Annotated in this window: 19 protein-coding genes; 6 read left to right on the top strand and 13 right to left on the bottom strand. The window is 67.1% G+C overall.

Annotated features, from left to right (window positions below; all coding sequences use genetic code 11):
* The first annotated feature begins 1 nt into the window (after window position 1).
* On the top strand, window positions 2-805 hold the full coding sequence (locus AC57BR_RS09880) for a glycoside hydrolase family 25 domain-containing protein (RefSeq protein ID WP_496360006.1): 804 nt from the start codon (window positions 2-4) through the stop codon (window positions 803-805).
* Here AC57BR_RS09880 and AC57BR_RS09875 read toward each other — a convergent pair.
* The 4 genes from AC57BR_RS09875 to AC57BR_RS09860 all read right to left on the bottom strand — a co-directional run bounded on the left by AC57BR_RS09875 (window position 790) and on the right by AC57BR_RS09860 (window position 5,778).
* Window positions 790-2,016 carry a fumarylacetoacetate hydrolase family protein gene (locus AC57BR_RS09875; RefSeq protein ID WP_496360004.1) on the bottom strand — a complete coding sequence of 409 codons (1,227 nt, stop codon included), beginning with the start codon at window positions 2,014-2,016 and terminating at the stop codon, window positions 790-792. The genes AC57BR_RS09880 and AC57BR_RS09875 overlap by 16 nt on opposite strands.
* Window positions 2,013-3,533, bottom strand: coding sequence for an aldehyde dehydrogenase (NADP(+)) (locus tag AC57BR_RS09870; RefSeq protein WP_496360002.1), 1,521 nt, complete (start codon window positions 3,531-3,533; stop codon window positions 2,013-2,015). The genes AC57BR_RS09875 and AC57BR_RS09870 overlap by 4 nt, the downstream gene beginning before the upstream one ends.
* Window positions 3,530-4,876, bottom strand: coding sequence for an L-fuconate dehydratase (locus AC57BR_RS09865; protein WP_496360000.1), 1,347 nt, complete (start codon window positions 4,874-4,876; stop codon window positions 3,530-3,532). The genes AC57BR_RS09870 and AC57BR_RS09865 overlap by 4 nt, the downstream gene beginning before the upstream one ends.
* Before the next feature lie 179 nt (window positions 4,877-5,055).
* Window positions 5,056-5,778, bottom strand: a complete 723-nt coding sequence (locus AC57BR_RS09860) for a GntR family transcriptional regulator (protein WP_496359998.1) — start codon at window positions 5,776-5,778, stop codon at window positions 5,056-5,058.
* A gap of 224 nt (window positions 5,779-6,002) precedes the next feature.
* Between AC57BR_RS09860 and AC57BR_RS09855 the strand changes: the two genes are divergently transcribed.
* Window positions 6,003-7,340: an MFS transporter gene (locus AC57BR_RS09855; protein ID WP_496359996.1), complete on the top strand. Its 1,338-nt coding sequence runs from the start codon at window positions 6,003-6,005 to the stop codon at window positions 7,338-7,340.
* Window positions 7,341-7,419: 79 nt separating this feature from the next.
* On the opposite strand, the gene AC57BR_RS09850 is transcribed toward AC57BR_RS09855, so the two are convergent.
* The 3 genes from AC57BR_RS09850 to AC57BR_RS09840 form a co-directional block, all read right to left on the bottom strand.
* Entirely contained in the window at window positions 7,420-7,902 is a 483-nt protein-coding gene (locus AC57BR_RS09850; protein WP_496359994.1) for a pyridoxamine 5'-phosphate oxidase family protein, read from the bottom strand.
* An 89-nt stretch (window positions 7,903-7,991) separates the two neighbouring features.
* Window positions 7,992-9,506 carry an APC family permease gene (locus tag AC57BR_RS09845; protein WP_496359992.1) on the bottom strand — a complete coding sequence of 505 codons (1,515 nt, stop codon included), beginning with the start codon at window positions 9,504-9,506 and terminating at the stop codon, window positions 7,992-7,994.
* Window positions 9,507-9,574: 68 nt separating this feature from the next.
* Window positions 9,575-10,999, bottom strand: a complete 1,425-nt coding sequence (locus AC57BR_RS09840; RefSeq protein WP_496359990.1) for a flavin monoamine oxidase family protein — start codon at window positions 10,997-10,999, stop codon at window positions 9,575-9,577.
* A gap of 145 nt (window positions 11,000-11,144) precedes the next feature.
* Between AC57BR_RS09840 and AC57BR_RS09835 the strand changes: the two genes are divergently transcribed.
* The 3 genes from AC57BR_RS09835 (at window position 11,145) to AC57BR_RS09825 (ending at window position 14,428) form a co-directional block, all read left to right on the top strand.
* A complete protein-coding gene (locus tag AC57BR_RS09835; RefSeq protein ID WP_496359988.1) occupies window positions 11,145-11,852 on the top strand; it encodes a TetR/AcrR family transcriptional regulator in 708 nt (235 codons plus the stop codon).
* A 72-nt stretch (window positions 11,853-11,924) separates the two neighbouring features.
* Window positions 11,925-12,512, top strand: coding sequence for a hypothetical protein (locus AC57BR_RS09830; RefSeq protein ID WP_496359986.1), 588 nt, complete (start codon window positions 11,925-11,927; stop codon window positions 12,510-12,512).
* A gap of 131 nt (window positions 12,513-12,643) precedes the next feature.
* Window positions 12,644-14,428: a hypothetical protein gene (locus AC57BR_RS09825; RefSeq protein ID WP_496359984.1), complete on the top strand. Its 1,785-nt coding sequence runs from the start codon at window positions 12,644-12,646 to the stop codon at window positions 14,426-14,428.
* A gap of 5 nt (window positions 14,429-14,433) precedes the next feature.
* Here the strand turns inward: AC57BR_RS09825 and AC57BR_RS09820 are convergent, their stop codons facing one another.
* The 6 genes from AC57BR_RS09820 to AC57BR_RS09795 all read right to left on the bottom strand — a co-directional run bounded on the left by AC57BR_RS09820 (window position 14,434) and on the right by AC57BR_RS09795 (window position 22,194).
* Window positions 14,434-16,707 (bottom strand): putative bifunctional diguanylate cyclase/phosphodiesterase, encoded by a 2,274-nt coding sequence (locus tag AC57BR_RS09820; protein WP_496359982.1) that lies wholly within the window; start codon window positions 16,705-16,707, stop codon window positions 14,434-14,436.
* Between the two features lie 672 nt (window positions 16,708-17,379).
* Window positions 17,380-18,498: an NAD(P)/FAD-dependent oxidoreductase gene (locus tag AC57BR_RS09815; RefSeq protein ID WP_496359980.1), complete on the bottom strand. Its 1,119-nt coding sequence runs from the start codon at window positions 18,496-18,498 to the stop codon at window positions 17,380-17,382.
* A 122-nt stretch (window positions 18,499-18,620) separates the two neighbouring features.
* Window positions 18,621-19,664, bottom strand: a complete 1,044-nt coding sequence (locus AC57BR_RS09810; protein WP_496359978.1) for a Gfo/Idh/MocA family protein — start codon at window positions 19,662-19,664, stop codon at window positions 18,621-18,623.
* Complete coding sequence (locus tag AC57BR_RS09805; protein WP_496359976.1) at window positions 19,664-20,440, bottom strand: amino acid ABC transporter ATP-binding protein; 777 nt, start codon at window positions 20,438-20,440, stop codon at window positions 19,664-19,666. The genes AC57BR_RS09810 and AC57BR_RS09805 overlap by 1 nt, the downstream gene beginning before the upstream one ends.
* The gene (locus AC57BR_RS09800; protein WP_496359974.1) at window positions 20,437-21,225 is read right to left on the bottom strand and encodes an amino acid ABC transporter permease; all 789 of its coding nucleotides are present in this window, start codon (window positions 21,223-21,225) and stop codon (window positions 20,437-20,439) included. The genes AC57BR_RS09805 and AC57BR_RS09800 overlap by 4 nt, the downstream gene beginning before the upstream one ends.
* A 102-nt stretch (window positions 21,226-21,327) precedes the next feature.
* A complete protein-coding gene (locus AC57BR_RS09795) occupies window positions 21,328-22,194 on the bottom strand; it encodes an ABC transporter substrate-binding protein (RefSeq protein ID WP_496359972.1) in 867 nt (288 codons plus the stop codon).
* Between the two features lie 177 nt (window positions 22,195-22,371).
* Between AC57BR_RS09795 and AC57BR_RS09790 the strand changes: the two genes are divergently transcribed.
* A complete protein-coding gene (locus tag AC57BR_RS09790) occupies window positions 22,372-23,454 on the top strand; it encodes a LacI family DNA-binding transcriptional regulator (RefSeq protein WP_496359970.1) in 1,083 nt (360 codons plus the stop codon).
* Window positions 23,455-23,456: the final 2 nt, after the last annotated feature.

Below are 23,456 nucleotides of genomic sequence, written 5' to 3'. Positions count from 1 at the left end.
GATGATGTCCGCTACTCGATCCGTTCTGTCCAAATTCCGATGGCTTCCGGCGCTGGCCGTCACCGTCATGCTGATGCTTCAGGCCGTCCCGGCCGAGGCAGCCGCCGCGGGAGTCGGCAACGATGTCTCGTGGCCCCAGTGCGGCAAGGCGCTGCCGAAGGGACCGGCCTTCGGGATCGTGGGGGTCAACAACGGCCTCGCGAACACCACGAACCCGTGCCTGGCCACCCAGCTGACCTGGGCCGGGTCCTCGTCGGGCACCACGGGGCAGCCCAAGGTGCAGCTGTACGTCAACACCGCCAACCCCGGCCTGGCCGGCAGCTGGTGGCCCACCAGCAACACCTACGCCGGAACCAAGGTCTTCAACCCCTACGGCGACTGCAAAGCGAACGACGTGGGCCCTGCCTGCTCCTACATGTACGGCTGGGCCAAGGCCTACGACGATGCGTACATCCGCGGCATCAGCAACCCGTCCGGCTACACCTGGTGGCTGGATGTGGAAACCGGAAACTCCTGGTCCGGCGACAAGGTGGCCAACCGGGCAGACCTGGAAGGCATGGTCGCCTTCTTCGGCAGCATCAACGCGAAGACCGGCATCTACTCCACCGCCACCCAGTGGTCCCAGATCGCCGGCACCGTACCCGCAGCCAGCCCGCTGTTCACGCTTCCCAGCTGGCTGGCCGGGGCACGGACCCTGACCGCGGCCACCCGCAACTGCTCCAACGCCGCTCTGACCGCAGGCGGCAGTGTCTCACTCACCCAGTACGTCTCGGGCGGCTACGACTACGACTACTCCTGCATCTGATGTAGCTCCGTCTGCCGCTGCTCCTCGAGGTAGCCAAACAGCTGCCGCAGGCCGAAGGTCCACTCCGGGAGCTCCTCTGCCGCGCCCACGCGGTTGATGAGGGCACCGAGGTGGCGGCTTCGGATGGTCACAAGGTCCCCGTGCTTGTGCGTGAACCCCTGCCCCGGCTCGTCGCGGTCCTGGGTCGGCGCGAAAAGCGTGCCGGTGAACAGCGCGAAGCCGTCCGGATACTGGTGGTGCCTGCCGCGGGTGGCCGCCACGAGCTCCTCGAAGGGCCTGCTGATCCTCGCCAGCGTGTTCCGCCCCTCGAGCACATAACTGTCTGGGCCCTCGACGCGCAGCAGGATCTCCTCCTCGCGAAGCGTGTCCAGAGTGAAGCCGCCGTCGAAGAGCCTGATCAGCGGCCCCAGGGCACTGGAGGCGTTGTTGTCCTTGGCTTTGCCCAGCAGCAGGGCGCTGCGGCCCTCAACGTCGCGCAGGTTCACGTCGTTGCCCAGCGTGGCGCCCACCACGTCGCCTCGGGAGGTGGCGATCAGGACCAGCTCAGGTTCCGGGTTGTTCCAGGAGGAGAAGGACGGAATGCCGATGCCGGCGCCCAGGCCCACCGAGGACAGCACCGGCGCCTTCGTGAATACCTCCGGGTCCGGCCCGATGCCCACCTCGAGGTACTGCGACCAGAGCCCTTCGGCGGTCAGGATCCGTTTGGCCTCGGCCGCCTCCGGGGATCCGGGCCGGACCATCGCGATGCTGCCGCCGAGGGCCGTCCCGACAAGCTCGCGCATCTCGGCCGCCCTGCCGGCGTCACCGGCGCACCTTTCCTCGATCACACGCTCGATCATGCTGTCCACGAACGTCACGCCGCAGGCCTTGATGACCTGCAGGTCAACCGGGGCGAGCAGGTGCGGCCGGGCTGTGTCGCCCGCCAGCGAGGCGGCGACGACGTCGGCCGTCGCCCACCTGGGTTCCGCGGGCGCCGGGTCAAGGAGCGCTGCACGGACTGCCTCGGCTGGATCAGGCAGTTCGAGCAGTTCCGAGACGGTGCCCGCGAGGCGCGTCAGATCGACGACGGAGTCCGCACTGAGGGCCACCACACGGGGACCGCCGGTGGCAGGGTCCCAGATCCGGCCAATCAGCAGCGCCCGGTCAGCGTCATCAGGAAGGACAGAACTCACCGGAGGAACGAAGGTCCCGGGAATTGGCGAAGCGGTCACGGACGTCCCCCGATCGTCGCCTCAAAGCCGGCACCAGAGAGCCTGCGCCAGACTCCGTCCACGCGCTGCGGCACGTTCCACGGGTTGCTGTCCCGCAGCGGCTCCGGCAGGCGGGCGGCGGGGAACGACTGGTACGCCACCGGCCGCAGGAAGCGCCGGATCGCGGCCGTCCCCACGGAGGTGGTGGCCGACGTCGTGGCCGGATACGGGCCTCCGTGGTTCTGCGCGTAACTGACGGTGACCCCGGTGGGCCAGCCGTTCCACAGCACCCGGCCACTGATGTCGGTGAGCCGCGCGGCGAGCCCGGCGACGTCGTCGTCCTCTTCGGCCTGCAGCGTGGTGGTGAGCTGCCCCTCGAGCAGTTCGGCGAGGCCCGGCAGCTCAGCCCCGTCCGTGTATTCGACCACCAGGCTGGCCGGGCCGAACATCTCCTGCCGCAGGATGCCGGGATCCGCGCGCACAGCATCGGCCGTGGTGCGCAGGACGGTGGGCGCCGGTGCTGCGGCAAAGTCGCCCTCGAGCAGCACGTCCACCCCGTGACTGCCGCTGAGCCGGCGGACCGCGTCAGCATAGCCGCTGTGCAACCGTTCGCTCAGCAGCTGCGCCGGAGCGAAATCCGCAAGTGCGCCGGCCAGGACACGGCCGATCTCCTCGGTGTCCCCGGCAGGAACGAACAGCAGCCCCGGCTTGGTGCAGAACTGGCCCATGCCCAGAGTGAAGGAGCCCGCATAGCCGGTGAGGATCTCCTCGCGGCGGGCGGCCCACGCGTTCGGCGTGACAAAGACAGCATTGATGCCGCCCAGTTCGCCAAAGAACGGGATGGGTTCGGGCCGCGCGGCAGCGCGGTCCAGCAGCGCCCGGCCGCCCGCCGTCGAACCCGTAAAGCCGACGGCTTTCACCAGCGGATGATCCACGAGCGCCTCCGCTGCCTGCCGTCCGGAAACCAGGGAGAACAGGCCCGACGGCGCCCCGGCAGCTTCCAGCGCGGAGGTCACCGTTTCGGCGGTGCGGACCGCGAGTTCGCGGTGACCGTCGTGTGCCTTGTGCACCACGCTGCACCCGGCGGCGAGCGCCGAGGCGCTGTCGCCGCCCATCACGCTGAATGCGAAGGGGAAGTTGGAGGCACCGAAGACGCCCACGACGCCGAGCGGAACGTTGTAGCGCCGCAGGTCCGGACGGGGACCCATGCCCCAGTTGGGGTCGGCGTGGTCGATCGTGGCGTCGAAGTGCTCGCCCTGCAGGATCTCGGCCGCGAAGAGCCTGAGCTGGAAGACCGTGCGCTTGAGCTCCCCCTCGAGCCGGGGAACGCCCAGGTGGGTTTCGCGGGCGGCAATCCCCACCAGCGTTGCGGCATCCTGCTCCAAACCGGCGGCCACGGCCTCCAGCCAGCCGGCACGGGTGGCCGGATCCGCGGTCCTGCCCTTTTCGAAGGCGGACTGCGCCGCCTCGACGGCTGCGTTCAACTCCTCGGCAGTGGTGGCTCCTGCAGCGATGACCGCGGTGCTGGCGGCGGTCATCGGGCGGCCCCTGCGGGAGCGAGGTTTGCGCCCGTAACGGCAGCGCGGCTGCCCACTTCCTGCCAGCCGGAGCCTGCGGGGAACTCCCAGCGGGAGCGGGAGGCACTCAACATCTCGGCGCCCGTCCCGGGGAGAACCGGTGCGGCGTAGCGCCCGTTGACAATCCGGACCGGCTCGGCGAAATGCTCGTGCAGGTGGTCGACGTACTCGATCATGCGCCCCTCCTGACTGCCGCTGACCACTGCGTAGTCGAAGAACGAGAAATGCTGGACCAGCTCGCACAGGCCCACGCCGCCGGCGTGCGGGCAGACCGGGACGCCGAACTTGGCCGCGAGCAGGAGGTTGGCGATGTTCTCATTGACGCCGCCCACGCGGGTGGAATCGAGCTGCAGGACATCGATTGCCCCCGCCTGCAGCAGCTGCTTGAACACAATGCGGCTGGCCACGGCCTCGCCGGTGGCCACCCGGACAGGCGCGACGCCCTTCCTGATCTCGGCGTGGCCCAGGATGTCATCGGTGCTGGTGGGCTCTTCGATCCAGTAGGGGTTGAATTCGGCGAGCTCATTGACCCAGTTGATTGCCTCGGAGACTTCCCAGCGCTGGTTGGCATCAATCGCGATAGGCAGGTCGCCGACGGCCTCGCGGGCCAGGGCCATGCGGCGGCGGTCGTCGTTGATGTCGCCGCCCACTTTGAGCTTGATCATGGAGAAGCCTTCGGCGGCGGCCTCCGTGCTCAGCCGCACCAGCTTCTCGTCGCTGTAGCCGAGCCAGCCCGGCGAGGTGGTGTAGGCCGGGAACCCGTCCGCCTTGAGTGCGGCAATCCGGGCGGACTTGCCATCCTGGCCGGCACGCAGGATCTCCAGCGCTTCCTCGGGGCTGAGGGCGTCGCGGATATGGGTGAAGTCGATGACGCTCACCAGCTCTTCCGGGCTCATTTCACTGAGCAGGAGCCACAGCGGCTTGTTCTCGCGCCGGGCCCGGATGTCCCAGAGGGCACTCACCAGGGCACCGCAGGCCATCTGAGTTACGCCCTTCTCAGGGCCAAGCCAGCGCAGCTGGGAGTCGTGGATCAGGCGCTTGGACGCGCCGCCGAGGTCATAAATCAGTTCGTCGATGTCCCGGCCGACGAGGAGGCGGGCGTAGGCGTCGATGGCGGCGGTGAGGATTTCGTTGCCGCGGCCGCAGGTGAAGACGAAACCGTGGCCTTCGTCGCCCGCGTCGGTGCGGATGGCGACGTAGGCAGCGGAGTAATCGGGGTCAACGTTGACCGCGTCGGAGCCGTCAAGCTCCAGGGACGTGGGGAACCGGACGTCCTGCGTGCTGATGGAGGTGATGGAAGGCATGGGTGCTTCTTTCAGGGCTGGGAAGATGGGCGATTCCTATATGAATTTTGATAATCATATAGGAACTGTGATCCAGATCAAGCCCCTCCCGCAGCGGGACCCGGCGGCCGCCCTTGTCAGGGCACGAAAAACCCCGGCCGCAATGGCCAGGGCTGCCCGTCGAACCGATCCCGGTCCGCCTATTTGATGATCCGCTTCCCGGGCGGGCCGACCTCCTCCAGCGGGGCCAGCTCACCCTCGAACGCCTGGGCGAATCTGTCGAAGGAGTTGCGGATGTGCCGGGTCATCGCCGCCTCCGCCCCCTCCGGGTCACACGCCTCGATGGCATCCGTGACGGCGGAATGCTCCGCCACGGTGATGGCGCCATCCACGTCGGCCGGATACAGCCGGAAGGTGTGGAGGTGGCAGTGGGTCTGCGCGAACGCGTGCCGGACTACAGGATTCCCCGAGGCGGCCAGGATGGTGTCGTGGAAGCGGGTGTCATGCGCCACGAGGTCCTGGCGCAGGTCCTTAGTGACCTTCATAGTGTCCCTGAAGCCGGCGAGCTCCTTCCCGAGGGCGGCCGCCGGGTTGGCCAGCCGGTCGACGGCGGCGGCCCGGGCAGCCCAGGGCTCCACGAGCAGCCGGAACTCGAACAGCGAGCGAAGCTCGGCCAGGCCCAGCAGCGGCGTGGTGCTATATCCGCGACCGGGGCTGTAGACCACCAGATTGTCGCCCTCCAAGCGCTGGAGGACCTCGCGCACCGGCGTCTGGGACACGCCGAGGCTGCGTGAGACCGCGTCGATGTTGATGCGCGCGCCCGGGGCCATCTCACCCTCAAGAATGGCCGCACGCATGGACGCGTAGACGTCGCTGACGGCAGCCTTTCCGCGGGAAGTATCGGACGTTTGACGTGGTGGCACGCGGTTACCTCTTGATTCTGGTCTGACTGGAGTCGCTGGGGGAATCATAAGCCACGCGCTCCGACGCCTCCGGCGAACTTTTTCCGGCTGCCCCTTGATCCGCGGCAGATGATCTATATGATTAACCAGATTCCTATATGATTTTGGCGCCGATCTCTTCGACGTCTTTCCCTCCCGCCGGTGCCCACAGCACCCGAAGCCATGTATAAGTCGAAGGAGACCGCATGACTACGCTCGGAAGCAAAACCGCCATCAACTCCCAAACGCCACCGCGCCTGATGACCCGGAAACGCTGGGTCATTATCTGGCTCGCCTTCATCGGGCTCAGCATTAACTACCTCGACCGCTCGAGCCTCAGCGTCGCCCTGCCGTTCATGGGCAAGGACTTCGAACTCACCGCCACCCAGCAGGGGCTCATTTTCGCGGCCTTCTTCTGGGCCTACGACTTCTGCCAGCTCGCAGCCGGCTGGTACGTGGACAAGGTGGGGCCGCGGCGGTCATTCTCGCTGGCCGCAGTATGGTGGTCCGTCTTCACCATGGTGACCGCTGCAGCGACGAACTTCTGGTCGCTCTTCGCCGCCCGGTTCCTCCTCGGCGTCGGCGAGAGCCCGGCACCCAGCACCGCCGCCAAGGTGGTAGCCACCTGGTTCCCCATCCGGGAGCGGGCATTCGCCACCAGCATCTGGGACTCCGGGTCGCGGGTGGGCGCCGTCATCGCACTGCCCATCGTCACGCTGATCGTGGCGCTCACGTCGTGGCACGCGGTGTTCATCATCATCGGCGTCGCTGGCCTCATCTGGGCCGCGGTCTGGTGGAAGGTGTACCGCAGCCCGCAGGAGCACCCGGGAGCCAACGCCGCCGAGGTGGCCTACATCGAAGAAGGCGGCGCCCGCGGCGAAGCCAGCGATGATGCCGGCGCCGCCAAGCTCCCGTGGCGCTCCCTCTTCAAGTACCGCACGGTGCTCAGCATGATGTTCGGCTTCTTCTGCCTGAACAGCGCCATCTACTTCTTCATCACGTTCTTCCCCAGCTACCTCGTAAAGGAACGCGGCTTCGACCTCTTGAAGCTGGGCTTCTTTGGCGCCATCCCCGGCATCTGTGCCGTGCTGTGCGGCTGGCTCGGCGGCTATCTGGCCGACCGCGCGGTCCGGGCCGGCGCATCAGTGACCAAGGTCCGCAAGACTGCCATCGCCGGCGGCCTCGCAGGCGGTTCCGTCATCATGTTCGCCGCCCTGGTGCCCGAAGCATGGATGGCCCTCGCCCTGCTGTCCGTGGCTTACTCCAGCCTGACCGTGGCCGCCACCGGCATCTGGTCGCTGCCGGCGGACGTCGCCCCCAGCTCCCGCCACGTGGGTTCCATCGGCGGCCTGCAGAACTTCGCCTCCAACCTGGCCGGCATCTTCACCCCGATCCTGATCGGCGTGCTGGTGGACCAGACGGGATCGTTCGTCGCGCCGCTCGCGGTAATCGGCGCAGTGTCCCTGGTCGGCGCCGCCAACTACCTGTTCATCATGGGCAAGATCGAACCCCTGAAGGTGACGGAGCCGGCACCGGCCGCCTGACAACAGCAACGCGGGGTCACTTTCCGCCCAATCCGGACCTCCGAATGGGCGCCAAGTGACCCCGCGTTGCAGTTTGGAGTTACAGCTCGACGGTTCCGCTCTCGCCCACGCTCATGCGGCTGTGCGTGACCTTCGACTTCACCCATTGCAGGACGGTCGCCGCGGTGCCGCCGGGGCTGGTCCAGTATTCGGCGGAGTCGGAGTCCACGCGCAGCAGGACCACCTCCGGGGTGTCTGGCCCGTCCGGGAACCAGGCCTCAACCGACTGGTTCCACAGTTCGCGGATCTTGGCCCGGTCACGCACCACTTCCGCGGTCCCGGCCACCGAGACCCACTCAGTGCCCTTGCCGAAAGAGACGTTGACCCTGGCGTCGGCGGAGACGTGGGCCACCTGGGAGGTTCCCTCCCCGGTGAAGAACCACATGTCGCCGTCGTCCTTAACGTCCTGGACGGCCAGCGGCCGGCTGACCAGGGCGCCTTCCTCGTTGATGGTGGTGAACATTCCAATGTGGGAATGGTTGATGATGTCCGTGACTGTGCTGATGCTTTCCGTGCCCGTCATGCTGTCACCTCGTTCTGCTCGAGTACGTTCTCCTGGACCGGGTCAGTGCCCTAGCAGCCACCCTATTGGTAAGTGTGCTTAGTTTCCAGTCAGAGTCCCCGTGCCAGCACCTTGCCTTTGAAAAACTCGGGACGGATCCGGGCCATCACCAGCATGGTGACCACGCCGAGGAGGATGACGCCCATGCCCAGGATGAACACCATGCCCACGCCGCCCACCGAAGATCCGGAGCCGTACTCCGGATCCAAGGAGTCGTAGGCCGTCTTCACGAACATCACCAGCAGGATCACTCCGCCCAGCAGCGGAGCCAGGAACTTGAAGAGGAACGCGCGGACGCTGCCGAAGGCGACCGCACGGAAGAACCAGACGCAGGCGAGCGCCGTGATCCCGTAGTAGAAGCAGATCATCATGCCCAGCGCCGTGATGGTGTCCCACAGCGCGTTCTCCGAGGTGGTCCGGGTGATCACGTAGAACGCCGCCGCGGCAACGGCCGCTGCAATCGTTGCGTAGCTCGGTGACCTGAACGTGGGGCTGACCTTGCCGAACTTCGGTGGAAGGGCCTTGTAGTGGCCCATGGCCAGCAGCGTCCGCGCCGGGGAGACGAACGTGGACTGCAGCGAGGCCGCGGAACTGCTGAGGATGGCCAGCGACATCAGAATGGCGAACGGCCCCATGACCGGCCCGGACAGGACCGCGAAGATGCTGGACTGGTTGTCCGGGTTGCCGGTGCCCAGTCCCGCCTCTCCGACGCCGGCGAAGGACAGCGTGGCCAGCGCGGCCATCATGTAGATGGCCACGATGACGACGACGGTCACTGTCGCCGCCCGCCCAGGCGTCTTCTCCGGATTCCGCGTCTCCTCGTTCATGGTCAGGGTCACGTCCCAGCCCCAGTAGATGAAGATCGACAATGACACCCCGGCCGCGAAGGCGGAGAAGGAGTCGACGGCGAAGGGGTTGAACCAGTCCGGCGAGATGGCCGTGGCGTCGAACGCGGTCCCGTTGGCCACGTGGACGAACGCGGAGACCGCGAACCACCCCAGCACCAGCAGCTGGAAGCCCACCAGGACGTACTGGACGCCCTTGGTGGTTTCCATGCCGCGGTAGGAGATCCAGCACGCCGCCGCGATGAACACCAGGGTGGTGGCGATGTTCAGCGGCAGATTCTTCGACAGCTCAGCGATCCCGGGATTGCCGAGCAGCTGGGCGAGCATCAGGTAGAAGAAGTCGACGGCCACCGCCGCCAGGTTGGACAGCACGATGATGGTGGCGGCGATCAGCCCCCAGCCTCCCATCCAGCCGATCCACGGGCCAAAGGCCCGCGTTGCCCACGTGAAGGAGGTTCCGGCGTCGGGCATTGCGTTGTTGAGTTCCCGGTAGCCGAGTGCCACGAGCAGCATCGGGATGAATCCCACGAGGAACACCGCCGGCAGGTGCACGCCCACCTCGGAAACAGTGGGTCCGAGGGCCGCGGTGAGCGTGTACGCCGGCGCGATGCAGGACACCCCGATCACCACTGCACCGATCAGCCCGACGGACCCGGCTTTGAGGCCCTTTTCACTCAGGCTCTTGGGCGTGTCCTGGGTGACGGGGGCTTTTGTACTCATGGGATTGCCTCTCCGGAGTGTCATTCTTCATCGAATGGGGTGCGGCCACTGGGATGTGACCGCAGCGATTAGCCGACGGCGGCCGTTGCGTTCGCCAGTTCAGGCTCGCCTTGCGTTTCGGTCAACTGGGCGGCCGCGGCGATGCGGGTTGCGGTGGCCTGGCCCATGCGGACTGCGCCGTCGACGTGCTGGTAGCCTTCGGCGGCGAGGTCGGAGGAGCACCAGTAGATGGGACCGACGGCTGTGTGCTGGTCCTTGCCGTAGCGGTGCAGTCCGCCGAGGTCGTAGCTGGCGGCGTAGGCGCCGCGCGTCCATTCCTCGGAACCCCAGTCGGATTCGTAGTACACCTCGGGCTCGAGGGCCTTCTCGCCCAGGAAGCCGGCGATCGATTCCAGGATGGCGCGGCGGCGGTCCTCGGCGCTGAGTTCGAAGACGGCGTCGGCCTTTTCATCGGAGATGAAGCCCACGAGTGTGCCGCGGGGGTCGCCGTGGTTGGTGTTGTCGTAGACCTCCTGGACCAGGGAGCCGGCGCCGAACCCGGTGCCGGAGAGCCCGTCCTCGCGCCAGAACGGCGTGCCGTAGACGGCGTGCACCTTGATGACCAGGCCCAGGGACTGATGCTGGTGCATCTGGTGCTGGCGGCGCGGCAGCGGCGGGTCGAACGAGACGCGGGAGTACAGGTTGGGCGGCACGGCCATGATCACGAAGCGCGCGTTCACCGTGGCCCGGTCCGAGACGGCGGTGACCCGGTGGCCGTTTCCGCCGTCGGCCTCCCAGTGGATGGTGCGCACCGGGCTGTCAAGGACGACGTCGGCACCCAGTTCCGCTGCCTGCAGCAGGGAAACCTGCTGCATCCCGCCGATGACCCGCTTGTCCAGGATGAAGTCCTCATCCGTCAGGTGGGTGAAGGACCCCGCGGAAGCGGCCATCAGGACCGCCTGCAGGGCCGAGAACGCGTGCGCCGGCTTGGTGAGCATGCCGCCGGCAATGAACAGCCCGATGTTATTGCAGGCCTCCTCGTCCGGGGAGTTCTGGCGCAGCCAGTGGTGGAAGGAGATGGTGTCCAGTTCCCTCGCCTTGGGGTGTGCCCAGGGTTCGGCGGGCCCGACCTCGGCCGCCAGCTCGTCCAGCAGCGCGATGAGCTTGTCCATTTCAGCAGCCGTGGTGGCGCTGACAGGGAACATGTCCCCGGTGTAGCGGACCGGGACGCCGTCGGCTCCGATGTAGACGGACTCCCCTTCGCGGTAGCGGGAGTACGTTTCCAGGCCGAGTTCGTCCAGCAGGGCCAGCAGTGCGGTCTGGTCCGGCGATACCCACTGGCCGCCGATCTCGAGCATGGCACCGTCCACGGTGTCCGTCCACGTCCGGCCGCCCACGCGGTCCCGGGCTTCCAGCACGGCGACGGTCAGGCCCGCCTTTTTCAGTTGGCGGGCAGCGGTGAGGCCGGAGGGGCCGGCGCCTACGATCACTACGTCGCGGTCAAGATTCAGCATGATGTCCTTTCTCTGTGGCCGCTCAAGTGATGCGAACCACTAAATGAATGCCATTCATTTATAAGAACTATAGGGCCTTTGGCGAAGGAGCGGAAGAGGCTGGTGGAATAATGCGAAAGGACGTTCACCCGCAGAAAGGTCAGCCATGCCGGCATCACCAGCCGTAGCAACAGCCGGTTCAGCAACAACTGGCTCAGCAACAGATGGCCAGGGCAGCCGGCGCCGCGCCGGGCGCCCCGTGGGAGGCGTGCTGGACAAGGGCGGCATCACGGAAGCCGCGCTGCAGCTCATCGAGAAGAAGGGCTACGACGGCCTCACCATGGCCGCACTGGCCCGTTCACTGAACGTGGCGCCGTCGGCCCTCTATAACCACGTGAAATCCAAGCGGGACGTGCTCCTGCTGGTGGAGGACCACCTGGCATCCCTGGTGGATGTTTCGGCCTTCGGTGCCGGCCCGTGGGAGGAGGCCGTGCGGAATTGGGCCTGGAGCTACCGCGACGTGTTCTCCCGGCACACCCCGCTGATACCGGTCATTGCCGTGCTGCCCGTGACCGATGCGCCGCAGACCCTGGCCATGTATGAGACGGTCAGCGCCGGCTTCCGCGACGCCGGGTTTCCGGAGGAGCGGATTGTCTCTTCCATCGTCGCGCTGGAGTCCTTCATCTTCGGCTCGGCCTACGACGTCACAGCGCCGGCGGACATCTTCGATCCCGGAACCATGGCGGAGGCGACGCCGAGTTTCACGGGCGCCGTCCGGAGCCTGGCCGAGCAGGGCCACGAGCGGCCAGCCGATGTCGCCTTCAGCCTTGGCCTGGAGGCACTGATCAGCGGGCTGGGCGGACTCCGGGGCTGATCCCATTCCTCCCGCCGCCCAAGGCGACTAAAATTCCTTAACACGCAACGCTGCGAACTCAAGGACGGCGCCATGACCGTAATCGACCCGGAATCGCTGTTCTTTGAGTACAAGCTCCGGTACCGGGGCACGCCCGGGCTGGAGCATGATCCCGCCGACTACCCGATGCGCTGGGAAGTTGCGGTGAGTTGCAGCCTGCCGGCCCCCGGCGGCGACGATGAGGAAAAGCGGCTCGGCAGCGCCGTCGTCCAGGTTGTTCCCAAAGCCGGCATGATCAATCTCTTCCTCACCACCGGCAAGGCAGACCAGGAGATGGCCAAGGCTGTCGAAATGCTGACCATGGACCGCCCGGACCTGATCAGGGAGTACCTGCAGGACGGCGGCGACCTGATGATAATCTCCTCCCTCGAAATCCTTCCGGAGTACCGCGGCGACAGAACGGGCTACACGGTGCTCAACGCCATCGTGGAAACCGTGGGCCGGTCGGTGAACCTGGTGGTGGTCCACGCCGCGCCGGCGGACGGCGAGGGGTCCCCGCCGGAGGACTCGGCAGAGTACTTGGAGGCCAAATCGGCGTTACGGGAGTACTGGAAGGATTTCGGGTTTGAGGACGCCACGGGCGACTACCTCGTGTTCTTCCACAAGAGAATCCTGGCCTGACAACACACAGGCCGCGGCGCACTCAATTGGGCCGCGGCCTTGACCGCGGCACAGCCCGGCGCACTATATGCTCGTGTCCGGATGGCGTCCGCGGGGGGATGCGGCTGCCGCCGTAGGCAAAGGTCTCCGCCGTGTCTGTTCTGAAAGTCCTGGTTGCTGCCCTTCTCGCGCTGGCCGTTCCGGCCGGAGCGGTGGCTACGGCCCCACCGGCCGCTGCGTCCCCGCAGGTTTACAACCCCTGCGCGCGGCTCAGCGCCGGGCAGACCAGGTTTTCCGGTTTCGGGGCGAACAGGGTCACGTTCGCCACGGCCACCACCCGCAACACCAGCCTGCTCACCGTCACCGGCTGCGTCCGTTCGGGAAACCGCTACATCCAGGAGTGGCAGGACTGGGGCTACGGCGGGCAGTACGGGTTTGCGGCGCAGAACCGGGAATGGGAGGACACCTACCGGTCCCCCACCGGCTCATTCAGTTTCACGGAGGCCCTGGGGCGCAGCAATCCCGGCACCGCCCTGAAGTACTACAGGATCAACACCCGGTCCCGCTGGGGCGGTGAATGGAACCGGAACTACAACCAGTACTTTGAAGGCGCCGGCGGCGAGGCCGACGAGAACCTCTGGACCTTCATGAACCAGGGCTATTACGAGCAGGCCGCCGTCATCAACTACAACCGGCCGCCGGACTCAAAGACCGTTCTCGGCGCGTCGTACGCCATTTTCTTCCATGCCGGCCGCGCCCCCAGCGCCGGCTGCGTCTCCACGAGCCTGGCCACCGTCACGCGCCTGCTCCGGACCAACCGGCCGGGAGACCGCATCATCATGGGTGCGGTAGATGACGTGTTCACACCATTCTCGAGCAACCCGTTCGGTGCCATCACCGCCAAGTACGCCCGGACCGGCGGACCCGCCAGCTGGCTGGGCAACCCCGCCTCCCGTGAGGTGACAGGACTGCGCAGCGGCGGGGCGTACCAGGTGTTCCGGGGCGGGTGGATCTACTGGTCGACGGCGGGCGGCGCGCGTACGATCGGCGGCGCGATCCGGAGCAAGTGGGCTGCCGCAGGCGCGCAGAACGGCAGGCTCGGCTACCCGACGTCGGATGAGGGACACGGCCTCAGGAACGGCGGCGCCTACCAAGGCTTCCAGGGCGGCCGGATCCACTGGTCCCGGGCGACGGGGGCGCACATCACCCGAGGCGGAATCCTGTCCGTCTGGGCTGTATCAGGCTACGAACGCGGGGTGCTCGGCTACCCCACCTCCGATGAGATCGGCGGCCTGAAGGACGGCGGCAGCTACCAGACATTCCAGGGCGGGATCATCCACTGGTCCCCCACCACCGGCGCCCGCGTCACCCGCGGCGCCATCCGCACAGCCTGGGCCGGGGCCGGTTCGGAACACGGCGCCCTCGGCTACCCCACAAGCAATGAGTACGCCTTCAGCGGCGGCGCGGCGCAGAACTTCCAGGGCGGCACCATCACGTGGACTGCCCCGGCGGGGGCGCGGATTGTTGCCGGGGCCATCGGCGCCAAATTCAAGGCCGCCCACACGCTTGGGAATGCCACCACAAATGAACTGTCCACCGGGATCGGCGGGCGTTACCAGGGCTTCCGGAACGGCTACATCATCTGGCACCGCACAACAGGCGCGCACATCTCTACGGCAGCATTGCGTTCCGCGTGGGCCGCCGCCGGCGGCGAAACCGGTCCACTGGGTTTCCCGACCGGCGACACACGTCTGGCCGGTTCGGGCACCCTCCAGGACTACCAGCACGGGCGGATTGCCATCGCCGCGGACGGAACCGTGACCGTCACACTGGACTTACCGCCGTCGTCCGCTCCAACCGGCGCGGCTCCAGCCCCGACCACTGAGCCACCCCCGACCACTGAGCCGGCAGGCACCGCAACCGCAAGCGGCGGCTGAGCACTTCACGCCGAGGGCAGCCCACTGTCCAGGCGGGATGCCTCCAGCCATTCGTCCAGCTCAGCCGCCGGCACCGGCCGGAGAATATGGAAGCCCTGAGCCTGGTCGCATCCGTACCCGCCCAGCTGCTCCAGGGCCGGCCCGTCCTCCACGCCTTCGGCCACTACCGTCAGGCCGAGGCTGTGCGCGAGGTTGATGGTGGAGGCCACCAGGGCCGCGGCCCGCGGACAGTGGGTCATCGGGGCTATGAAGGAGCGGTCCAGTTTCAGCTCGTTGATGGGCAGGTCGCGCAGGTAGGCCAGGGAGCTGTATCCCGTGCCGAAGTCGTCGATGGCAATCTGTATTCCGCTGTCCTGCAGCCGGGACAGGATGTCCCTGGCGCGGCTGCGGTCCGGCATCATGAATTCCTCGGTGATTTCGACCATCAGGGCAGACTCGCTCAGGCCCCGCTCCTTGACCATCACGGCGATCCGTTCGGGCAACTCCGCGTCTATCAGTGTGCTGGCCGAGAGGTTAACCGCCACTGTCAGCGGCTGGCCCTGCGCACGCCAGACGGCGGCCTGGTCCAGGGCCAGGCTGAGCACCCTGCTGTTCAGGTCGTTCATAAGCCCCGCTTCCTCCGTGAGCAGAAGGAACGAGTCGGGTGCGAGCAGTCCGCGCCGGGGGTGGTTCCAGCGGACAAGGGCTTCGACGCCCTTCACGTCGCCTGTCATGGCGTCCACCTTCGGCTGGTAATGCAGCACCAGCTGGTCCTCGGCCAGGGCTGCGCGCAGCTCCTGCAGCATCCGCAGCCTCTCCTCCCCCGGGTTCTGGTCCTCGCTGGCGTACACGTGGTGCCCGCTGCGCGATGTCTTCGCCCGGTACATGGCCGTGTCCGCCTTGCGCAGCAGCGTCTTCAGGTCCTCCCCCTGTTCCGGGAACATGGCGATGCCGACGCTGATGCCGACCTGCACGGCAATACCCTTCAGAGTCAGCGGCTCATTCAGCGCGGCCCGCAGCAAGTCAGCGATCCTGACAGCCTCATCCCGGCCCGTATCCAGGAGGAGAATGGCAAACTCGTCTCCGCCCAGCCGGGCTATCAGGTCCCCCGGACGCAGGCAGCGGCGGAGCCGTTCACTGACCTGGATCAGCAGCCTGTCGCCCACGTCATGGCCCAGGCTGTCATTAATTTCCTTGAACCGGTCGGCGTCCAGCAGCAGAAAGGCGCAGTCCACTCCCGGCCTTGCGTCGAGCAACCCGGGTGCGTCGGCGTACAGAGCACGCCGGTTCGGCAGCCCTGTCAGCTCATCCGTCCGGGATTGGCGCCGCACCTCAGCGAGCGTGACCAGCTTGCGGAAGGCCAGCTGGGTGCGGATACCCGCGGACAGGAGAGTTGCGGCGGCAAGGGCGACGGCGAGTCCGGGCACAGGAATGCCGGTACCCATGATCAGCACCCCGGCCCCTGCAGCCGTGGCGACCATCGGCACGGCAGGCGTCCACGAGCCTTCGCTGGCGCCCTCGGCCTTTTCCTCCTGCCGGGCGAAGCCGTCCGCCCAGGCGGCGATGAGGCAAAGACCTGCCGTCCAGCCTGCATCGAGCGGCGTGCCCAGCTGATAAGTGTCGTTCGCCAACCTGAAGGCGTAGAAGGCATCGGCCACAGCGAACACTACGAGGCCCAGCATCAGGGTTGCCCCGCTGCGCGCCGTGGCAAGGCCTGGCACCGCAGCCATTCCGGCGGTCACCGCCAGGACGATGAGGTCCAGGAGGGGGTAGGCGATGGCCACTGCCGTAGCCAGTGTGGGAAGGCCGCCGGCCGCCGACAACAATGGGGCGAGCAGGACAACCAGGCCCGAGGCGGCGCCGAGGGAGCCGACGACGGCGTCCAGCAGCACCGAGCGCGCCAGCCGCTGGCGCAACGCAAGAAGATAGACGAATAACCCGCTGAGAACCAGCGGATAAAACAGCAGGTAGCCAATATCCGCGGGCGACGGGAAGGGCAGCGAGCTGGCCCCTGCCAGCGAGGACACATAAACGGTGCTCCCCGCCGCAAAAGCACTCAAGGCCATCGCCACGAGGGCGGGTGCCCGGCGGTTCTTGGCGCGGTAGGCCGCCAGCCAGGCCACCGCAGCGGGTGCCCATGACGCTGGCATGCCCAGCCAAAGGTCCACGAGCGGATTGAACCCCTCACCGTGCACCATCAGAGCCGTCAGGTACAGGCCCAGCAGCACCCACATGAGCCACAGCAGCCAGGGCCGCCGTGGTCCCGTCCGCCCGCCTGAACGTTCAGCCTTTCGGCTCACGCCTGTACTCATCCGCCCCCCAGCATCAGATGCGTCCAGCAGCTTCCTTGCCCCTCACTGAACACGGGGTCATTGGAGGCGGTGCCGAACTTTCCCAGTGGCGCCCTGGCCGTTTCGGACACAGAACAACCGCATATGACACGAATCGTACGGCAATTTGAGATTCCATCCGATAGCGGACTCACGAACCGGCCTCAGCCCGGTCTGCGCGGCGGGCCACCACTCACTCGTCGAGCCTGTCTCCCGCCGCGCAGCCCGCCTATACTCGATGCACCGGCGAATCGCTGCAGAAGCAGGGACGGACGGTAGTTTGGGAAAGGTCGCGGTCACCGTGGTCAGGAATCCATTCAGGCATGCCTCGCGCGGACACGGAGAGGAGCCGAAGCCTGGCGTCCACCATTCCTCATGGCTCCAGCGCGAAGACGCCGGCATCAGCCACGGAAAGAGCAGCCTTTTCTTCCTCGCCCACGAAACCCCGCCGCCGCCAACAGTGACCTGCATCCAGGGACACGACGTCCTGCCTGGAGAAACGACCTGCAGCCAGGGCCATCCGGTCGGCTAACTCAGGGAAGCGCTCCGGACCCCAGACCGGGACTCCCCAAAGAAGCCCCGCACCGCTCACGTTCAACGGCGGTGCGGGGCTTCCGTCTTGCCCGGGGCTTGGACGAGTGCCTAGGAGAACCGGGCCGGACGGAACGTGGCCAGCATGGGGTGCCTGTCGCCCGTCAGGATCTCGCCGGCGAGGAGTTCGCCGACCACCAGCCCGAGCGTGGCACCGGAGTGCGTGAACGCCACAAAGCAGCCGGGCACCTGGCCGAGCTCGCCCAGCACCGGCTCCCCGTCGCCCGGAATCGGCTTGTAGCCGATTTTCCAGCTCGCGGGCTTGAGTTCGGGGTTGCCGGCAATGAGCTTGCTGGCCTCGTCGGCGAGTTCCTGCACTACATCCTCGGGGATGCTGAACGAACCGTCTGCATGCTCCGTAATGTGTTCCTCGTACCAGTCGTGGTCCAGGGCAAAGGTGCTGCCCGGGTTGGGGCGCACGGCGGCACGCGGCGTGTTCATCACGGCCTTGACGCTGTGCTCCACCGGCTTGGTCAGTACCAGCATGGACACCGGGGAACCGTTGGGGATGTCCACGCCCAAAGGAGCGACGACGGCGGGCGTCGCCGCACCGCACGCCACCAGTACCGCGTCGGCGTCGTACGTCTCCCCCGCCGCCGTCTCGACGCCCACCGCCCGCCCGCCGTCCACCACCACGGACGACTTGCCGGCGTTCAGCACCAGCCGGCCGCCGCGCTCGTGGAACTCCTCCAGCAGGAACTCCACCAGGTCCGGCAGGCTGACCCAGCCCTCACCGGGGTTGAAGATGGCGTTTTCCGGAACGGCCCCAGCATCGATGCCGGGCGTGAATGCGGCAATGCCCTCCGGGGCCAGCAGCTTGGAGTCGTAGCCGATCGACTTTTCGTAGGCGTGGCGGGCCTCGGTGGCCTCCCGCCGCCCTTCGGCGTTCCACATCAGCCCGCCGCCGAACTGCAGCCACTCCCGGCTGGGGTCGGCTGCGAAGAGCGTGCGGTACCTGTCCACGCCGGCGAGGCGGAGCAGGTGGTACGGCGTGGACCGTTCACCCGCGGAGTTGAGCCAGGAGAGCGAACGGCCGGTGGCTTCGCTGGCCAGGCCGCGTTCGGTCAGCAGCGTCACGGATGCGCCTTCGCGGAGCAGGTGGACAGCGGTGGAGACGCCCAGGATGCCGCCGCCGATGATGGCGACGTGCTTGGTGGCGGTGGAGGACATGAGTTCTCCCTTTCTGAGGATTTTGGACACGGTTGATGGGGACGCGGCTTCGGATTCGGACAGAAGCTGCGTCCGGGAAATTCAGACGGCGAGACACCGCCGGAGTGGCTGGAGGCTCAGACTCAGGCCAGCGCGTGAATCCCTTCAATGACCCTGAGGACTTCGAGCGGCCCTGCCGGGTCAACAGGCAGCGGGCCCTCCCCGCGCAGGGCGGCGGCGAGCTGCACATAGAACTCGGGGTAGGCGCCCCGCTCTGCGGGAACGGGAACGGCGCCTCCATCCACCCCCAGAAGCCCCCAAGACTCCTGGGGATCGACGCCGTAGGAGGGATCCGACGGCGTCATGCCGGCCGCGAGCGCGGGCTCCTGGCCGTCCAGGCCCCACTTCGTGTAGCCGGATTCGGAGCCCAGGACGTGGAAGCGCGGACCCACCTGGGCTGCCATGCCGTTCATCCACAGCCTGCTGCGGACTCCGGACCTGTGAAGCAGGGAGACGAACGCCTCCGTGTCTGCGGCCTCCGGATCCGGTCCCCGGCTGGCCGTCTCGCCGTAGCTCTTTTCGACCGGCCCGAACAGCTGGATGGCCTGGTCGATCAGGTGCGCACCGAGGTCGTGGAGGATCCCGCCGCCCTGGGCAAGGGAGACGCTGTCACGCCAGTTCCCGAAGCCTTCCGGCCGCCACCATTCGAACCGTGATTCGAAGGTGCGCACTTCGCCCAGGGCGGGCTCCCGCAGCAGCTTCTGCAGCGTCAGGAAGTCGGCGTCCCACCGGCGGTTCTGGAACACCGTGAGCTGCACCCCGCCGTCGGACGCCAGGGCGGTCAGTTCCTCCCCCTGGGCTGACGTCGGCACGAAGGGCTTGTCCACCACTACGTGGAGGCCGTGCGCAATGGCTGCGGCCGCCAGGTCGAAGTGGGTGTGCGGCGGGGTGCCCAGGATGGCGAGGTCCAGGTCCCCGGCCAGCGCGAACATCGCCTCCGGCGTGGGAACGATGCGCGCCTGCGGGTAGAGCCTGGCCGCCTCGGCGGCCCGCGCCGGGTCCGCCGTCACGATCACGTCCAGTGAGTAGCGCGGATCCGCCGCGATCAGCGGCGTGTGGAAGACCTTGCCGGAGATTCCAAAGCCGACGACGGCGGTCCGGATGGGGGCCGCTGTTACGTTGCCCATCACAGCACCTCCGAGAGGAAGCGCTGCAGTCGTTCGCTGCGCGGGTTATCAAACAGTTCGGCCGGACTCCCGGCCTCCACCACTTCGCCCTCGTCCATGAAGACCACCTGGTCCGCGACCTTCCGGGCGAAGCCCATCTCGTGCGTGACCACCAGCATGGTCATGCCGCGCCGGCCGAGCCCGGCCATCAGGTTCAGGACGCCCTTGACCAGTTCCGGGTCCAGGGCGCTGGTGGCTTCATCGAACAGCATCACCTCCGGTTCCATGGCCAGCGCCCGAGCGATGGCCACCCGCTGCTGCTGGCCGCCGGACAGGTCGCGTGGCCGGTGGTCGGCCCTCTCGGCCAGGCCCACCTCGGCGAGGCCGCGGCGGGCGCGTTCCCTTGCCTCGGCCTTGGACATGCCCTTGACGCTCCAGAGCGCCAGCGCCACGTTTTCCAGTGCGGTGTGGTCCGGGAAGAGGTTGAAGTGCTGAAAGACCATGCCGATCCGGGCCCGCAGGATGTCGGGCTTGACCTGCAGGGCGCTTTCACCGGCCAGCAGCACGTCGCCGCTCTTGGGCTCATGCAGGCGGTTGACGCCGCGCAGCAGCGTGGACTTGCCCGAGCCCGAGGGCCCGATGATGCAGGTGGTGGTGCCCGGGGCAACGGTGAGGCTGACGTTGCGAAGCACCTCGATGTCCCCGTAGGCCATGGTCAGGTTCTTCAGTTCCAGGCTGGAGCCGTGGAACGTATGGTTTTCCGCGGCGGTATTGGCGGTGTTGCTTGCGAGGCTCATGTGTTGCTCCCGGTGATCAGCGGCGAGGCCGCGTCGAGTTCGGTGACTTCCTTCAGCCCGGACGTGGGCGGCGTGGGCCGACGGCGGCCGGTGCGGAACCTGTTGTCGAAGTAGTTGACCAGGTGTGTCAGGGGCACCGTGATCACCAGGTAGAAGATGCCGGCCATGACCAGCGGTGAAAGGTTGCCGGAGAGCACGGCGGCGTCCTGGCCCACGCGGAAGAGTTCGCGTTCGCTGACCAGCAGGCCCAGGAAGTAGACCAGGGAGGAGTCCTTGACGATGGCGATGAACTGGTTCACCAGGGCCGGCAGGACGCGGCGGACGCCCTGCGGGACCACCACCAGGGCCATGGATTTGGCGTAGCTCATGCCCAGGGCGCGGCACGCTTCGCCCTGGCCCTTGTCCACGCTGAGGATGCCGGCCCGGAAGATCTCGCCGATGTAGGCGCTGGCGATGAGGCTCAGCGCGATGATTCCCAGCGGGTACGGCGAGGGCCCGAAGACTGACTGGCTGAACCGGGCGAAGCCCTGGCCGATCAGCAGGATGGTAAGAATGGCGGGCAGTCCGCGGAAGAGGTCGGTGTAGATCCGGGCCGGAATTCGCAGCCACCTCGAACGGGAGATGCCCATGACCGCCACCACCATGCCCAGCACCACACCAAGAATCGTGGCGGCGACGGAGATGATCAGGGTGTTGAGAAGGCCAACCCCGAGGAGTTGCGGCAGCACCTCGGCCATCGCTTGAAAGTCGAAGAAGGTGCGGCTGATGATGTTGAGCCAGTCCATTGAGTGCTCTCAGACGTTAGTTGTTTCGAAAAGTGCCGGGCGGGCCGCGGCGGGCGGCCCGCCCGGGTCTGGGATCCGGTACTGAACCGGTCCCGCTGTCGCTTACTTGCTTGCGGTCGGAGCCGGGGTTGCGGTCTGCTCTGCCTTGGGCAGGTACTGCTCAGGCATCGGGGAGCCCGGGAACCACTTCTGGTACAGCTTCTTCCAGGTGCCGTCTTCCATGGCTGCCGCGAGGCCCTTGTTGAGGGCCTCCTTGAAGGCCGTCTTGCTCTTGGCCAGAGCAAAACCGGCCGGCGCGTCGAAGGACGGGATGTCCGCCGCGCTGACCAGGCCGTACTGTTTCATGTAGGACTTGGCAGCCTCGTAGTCCAGGAAGTGGGCGTCCACGGATCCGCTGTTCACGGCGGAGATGGCCGAATTGTTGTCCGGGAAGCGGACCAGGTTGGCCGAGGCGAAGTTCTTGACCGCGTAGGCCTCCTGAAGCGTTCCCTGGACTACGCCCAGGCGCTTGCCTGCCACACCGTCGGCGTCCTTGATGCCCGAGGTCTTGGTGGTGATGAGCGTCAGGTAGCCGGCAAGGTAACCGTCGGAGAAGTCGACCGTTTCCTTGCGCTTGTCGGTGATGCCGATGGCGGCCACACCGACGTCGAACTGGCCGTTGGCCACTGCCGGCAGGATCGCGGAGAAGTCCTGACCGGTGAAGACCACTTTGTCCACTCCGGCGCGGTGGGCCACGTCCTTGAAGAGTTCTACGTCGAAGCCGGTGAAGTTACCCTGCGCGTCGGTGAAGGTGTACGGCTTGGCGTCGCCCAGGCTCGCCACCCGGATGGTGCCCGGCTCAATCAGGCCGTACGGGTTCTCGGCGGGAGCCGAGCTGGCGGGCGAAGCGCCGCCGCAGCCGGAGAGGGCGAGGATTGCCGCCAGGGCTGCCGCAGCGACCGCTGCCGGGCGGAAGTTCAGTTTGATCACAGCGTTGTCCAATCGTGGGAGGGAAAGCGGTGCTGTCAGGGCCGCTAAAGGATTTTGGCCGATGAGGGTCTTGCTGAGTCCGGTCTCAGTCCCTACGATTGAGACCGGACTCACATCGATTGCTAGAAAATGTAGCGGAACTCACAGTCCGCGTCAACAGCCCCCTGAAAGGTGAACATGAGCAGTGACGGAGCAAGGCGCCGGGATGTAACAGTTGCCGACGTCGCAAAAGCTGCCCAGGTGTCCAAGGCCCAGGCCGCGCGTGCCCTGGGGAACTACGGGGCGGTCAGCGACGACGTCCGCGAGCGGGTTCTGGCCGCGGCGGAAGAGCTGGAGTACCGCCCCAACGAGCTGGCGCGCAGCATGAACACCGGGAAATCGCACACCATCGGCGTGGTGGTGGGCGACATCGAAAACCCGCACTTCGGCCTGGCCACCAGGGGGATCACGGACACCGCCAAGAAGAGCGGGTTCAACGTCATCCTGATCAACACGGACGAGAACACGGCGGCCGAAGTGGACGCTGTCCGCGTGCTGCTCGACAAGCGGGTGGACGGCCTGATCGTTGCTCCGGCGTCGTCGGTGGAGACGGAGCACCTGCGGCGGGTTAACGAATCAGGCCGGCCGCTGGTGCTGCTGGACCGCTCGGCGGACGGGCTCGCGGTGGAGACTGTCGCCGTCGACATGGCCGCCATCTCGTACGAATCGACCCGGTACCTCCTGGACGCCGGGCACCGCAGGGTGGCCTTCATCTCGACACTGCGCACCGACGCCGGGTATTCGGCGGAGATGCGGCTGGATTCGTCGCAGATTTCGGACCGCCTCGAGGGGATGCGGCGGGCCTTTGCGGACGCCACATGTGAGTTCCCGGAAGACCTTGTGCGGCTCAACGCCGGCGATGCCGGCTCTATCCGGAGCCTCACACGCGAGGTGCTGCGAGGCGCTGACCCGGCCACCGCCGTCGTGGCTTCCGACGGCCTGATTGCCCTCAGCGTGGTGGAAGCCATCCAGGAGATGGGACTCCGAATCCCCGACGACGTGTCGTTCCTGATGTACGACGACTTTGCCTGGACCCGCCTGACCACGCCACCCCTGACGGTGGTGGCGCAGCCCGTCTACGAGATGGGCGCGGCGGCGGCGAGCGCCCTGATCAGGCAGATCGAGGGCCGTCCGCCACTGGCACCGGCACCCGAGTTCCAGGCCGCGCTGGTGCGGCGCGGCTCGGTGGGCGCGGTGCCCGTGGCGGTGCCGGCACGCTAGGT

The organism is Arthrobacter sp. BGA-UO-ETr-C19, assembly GCF_059568005.1.
This window is presented reverse-complemented; position numbering and strand designations above follow the sequence as displayed.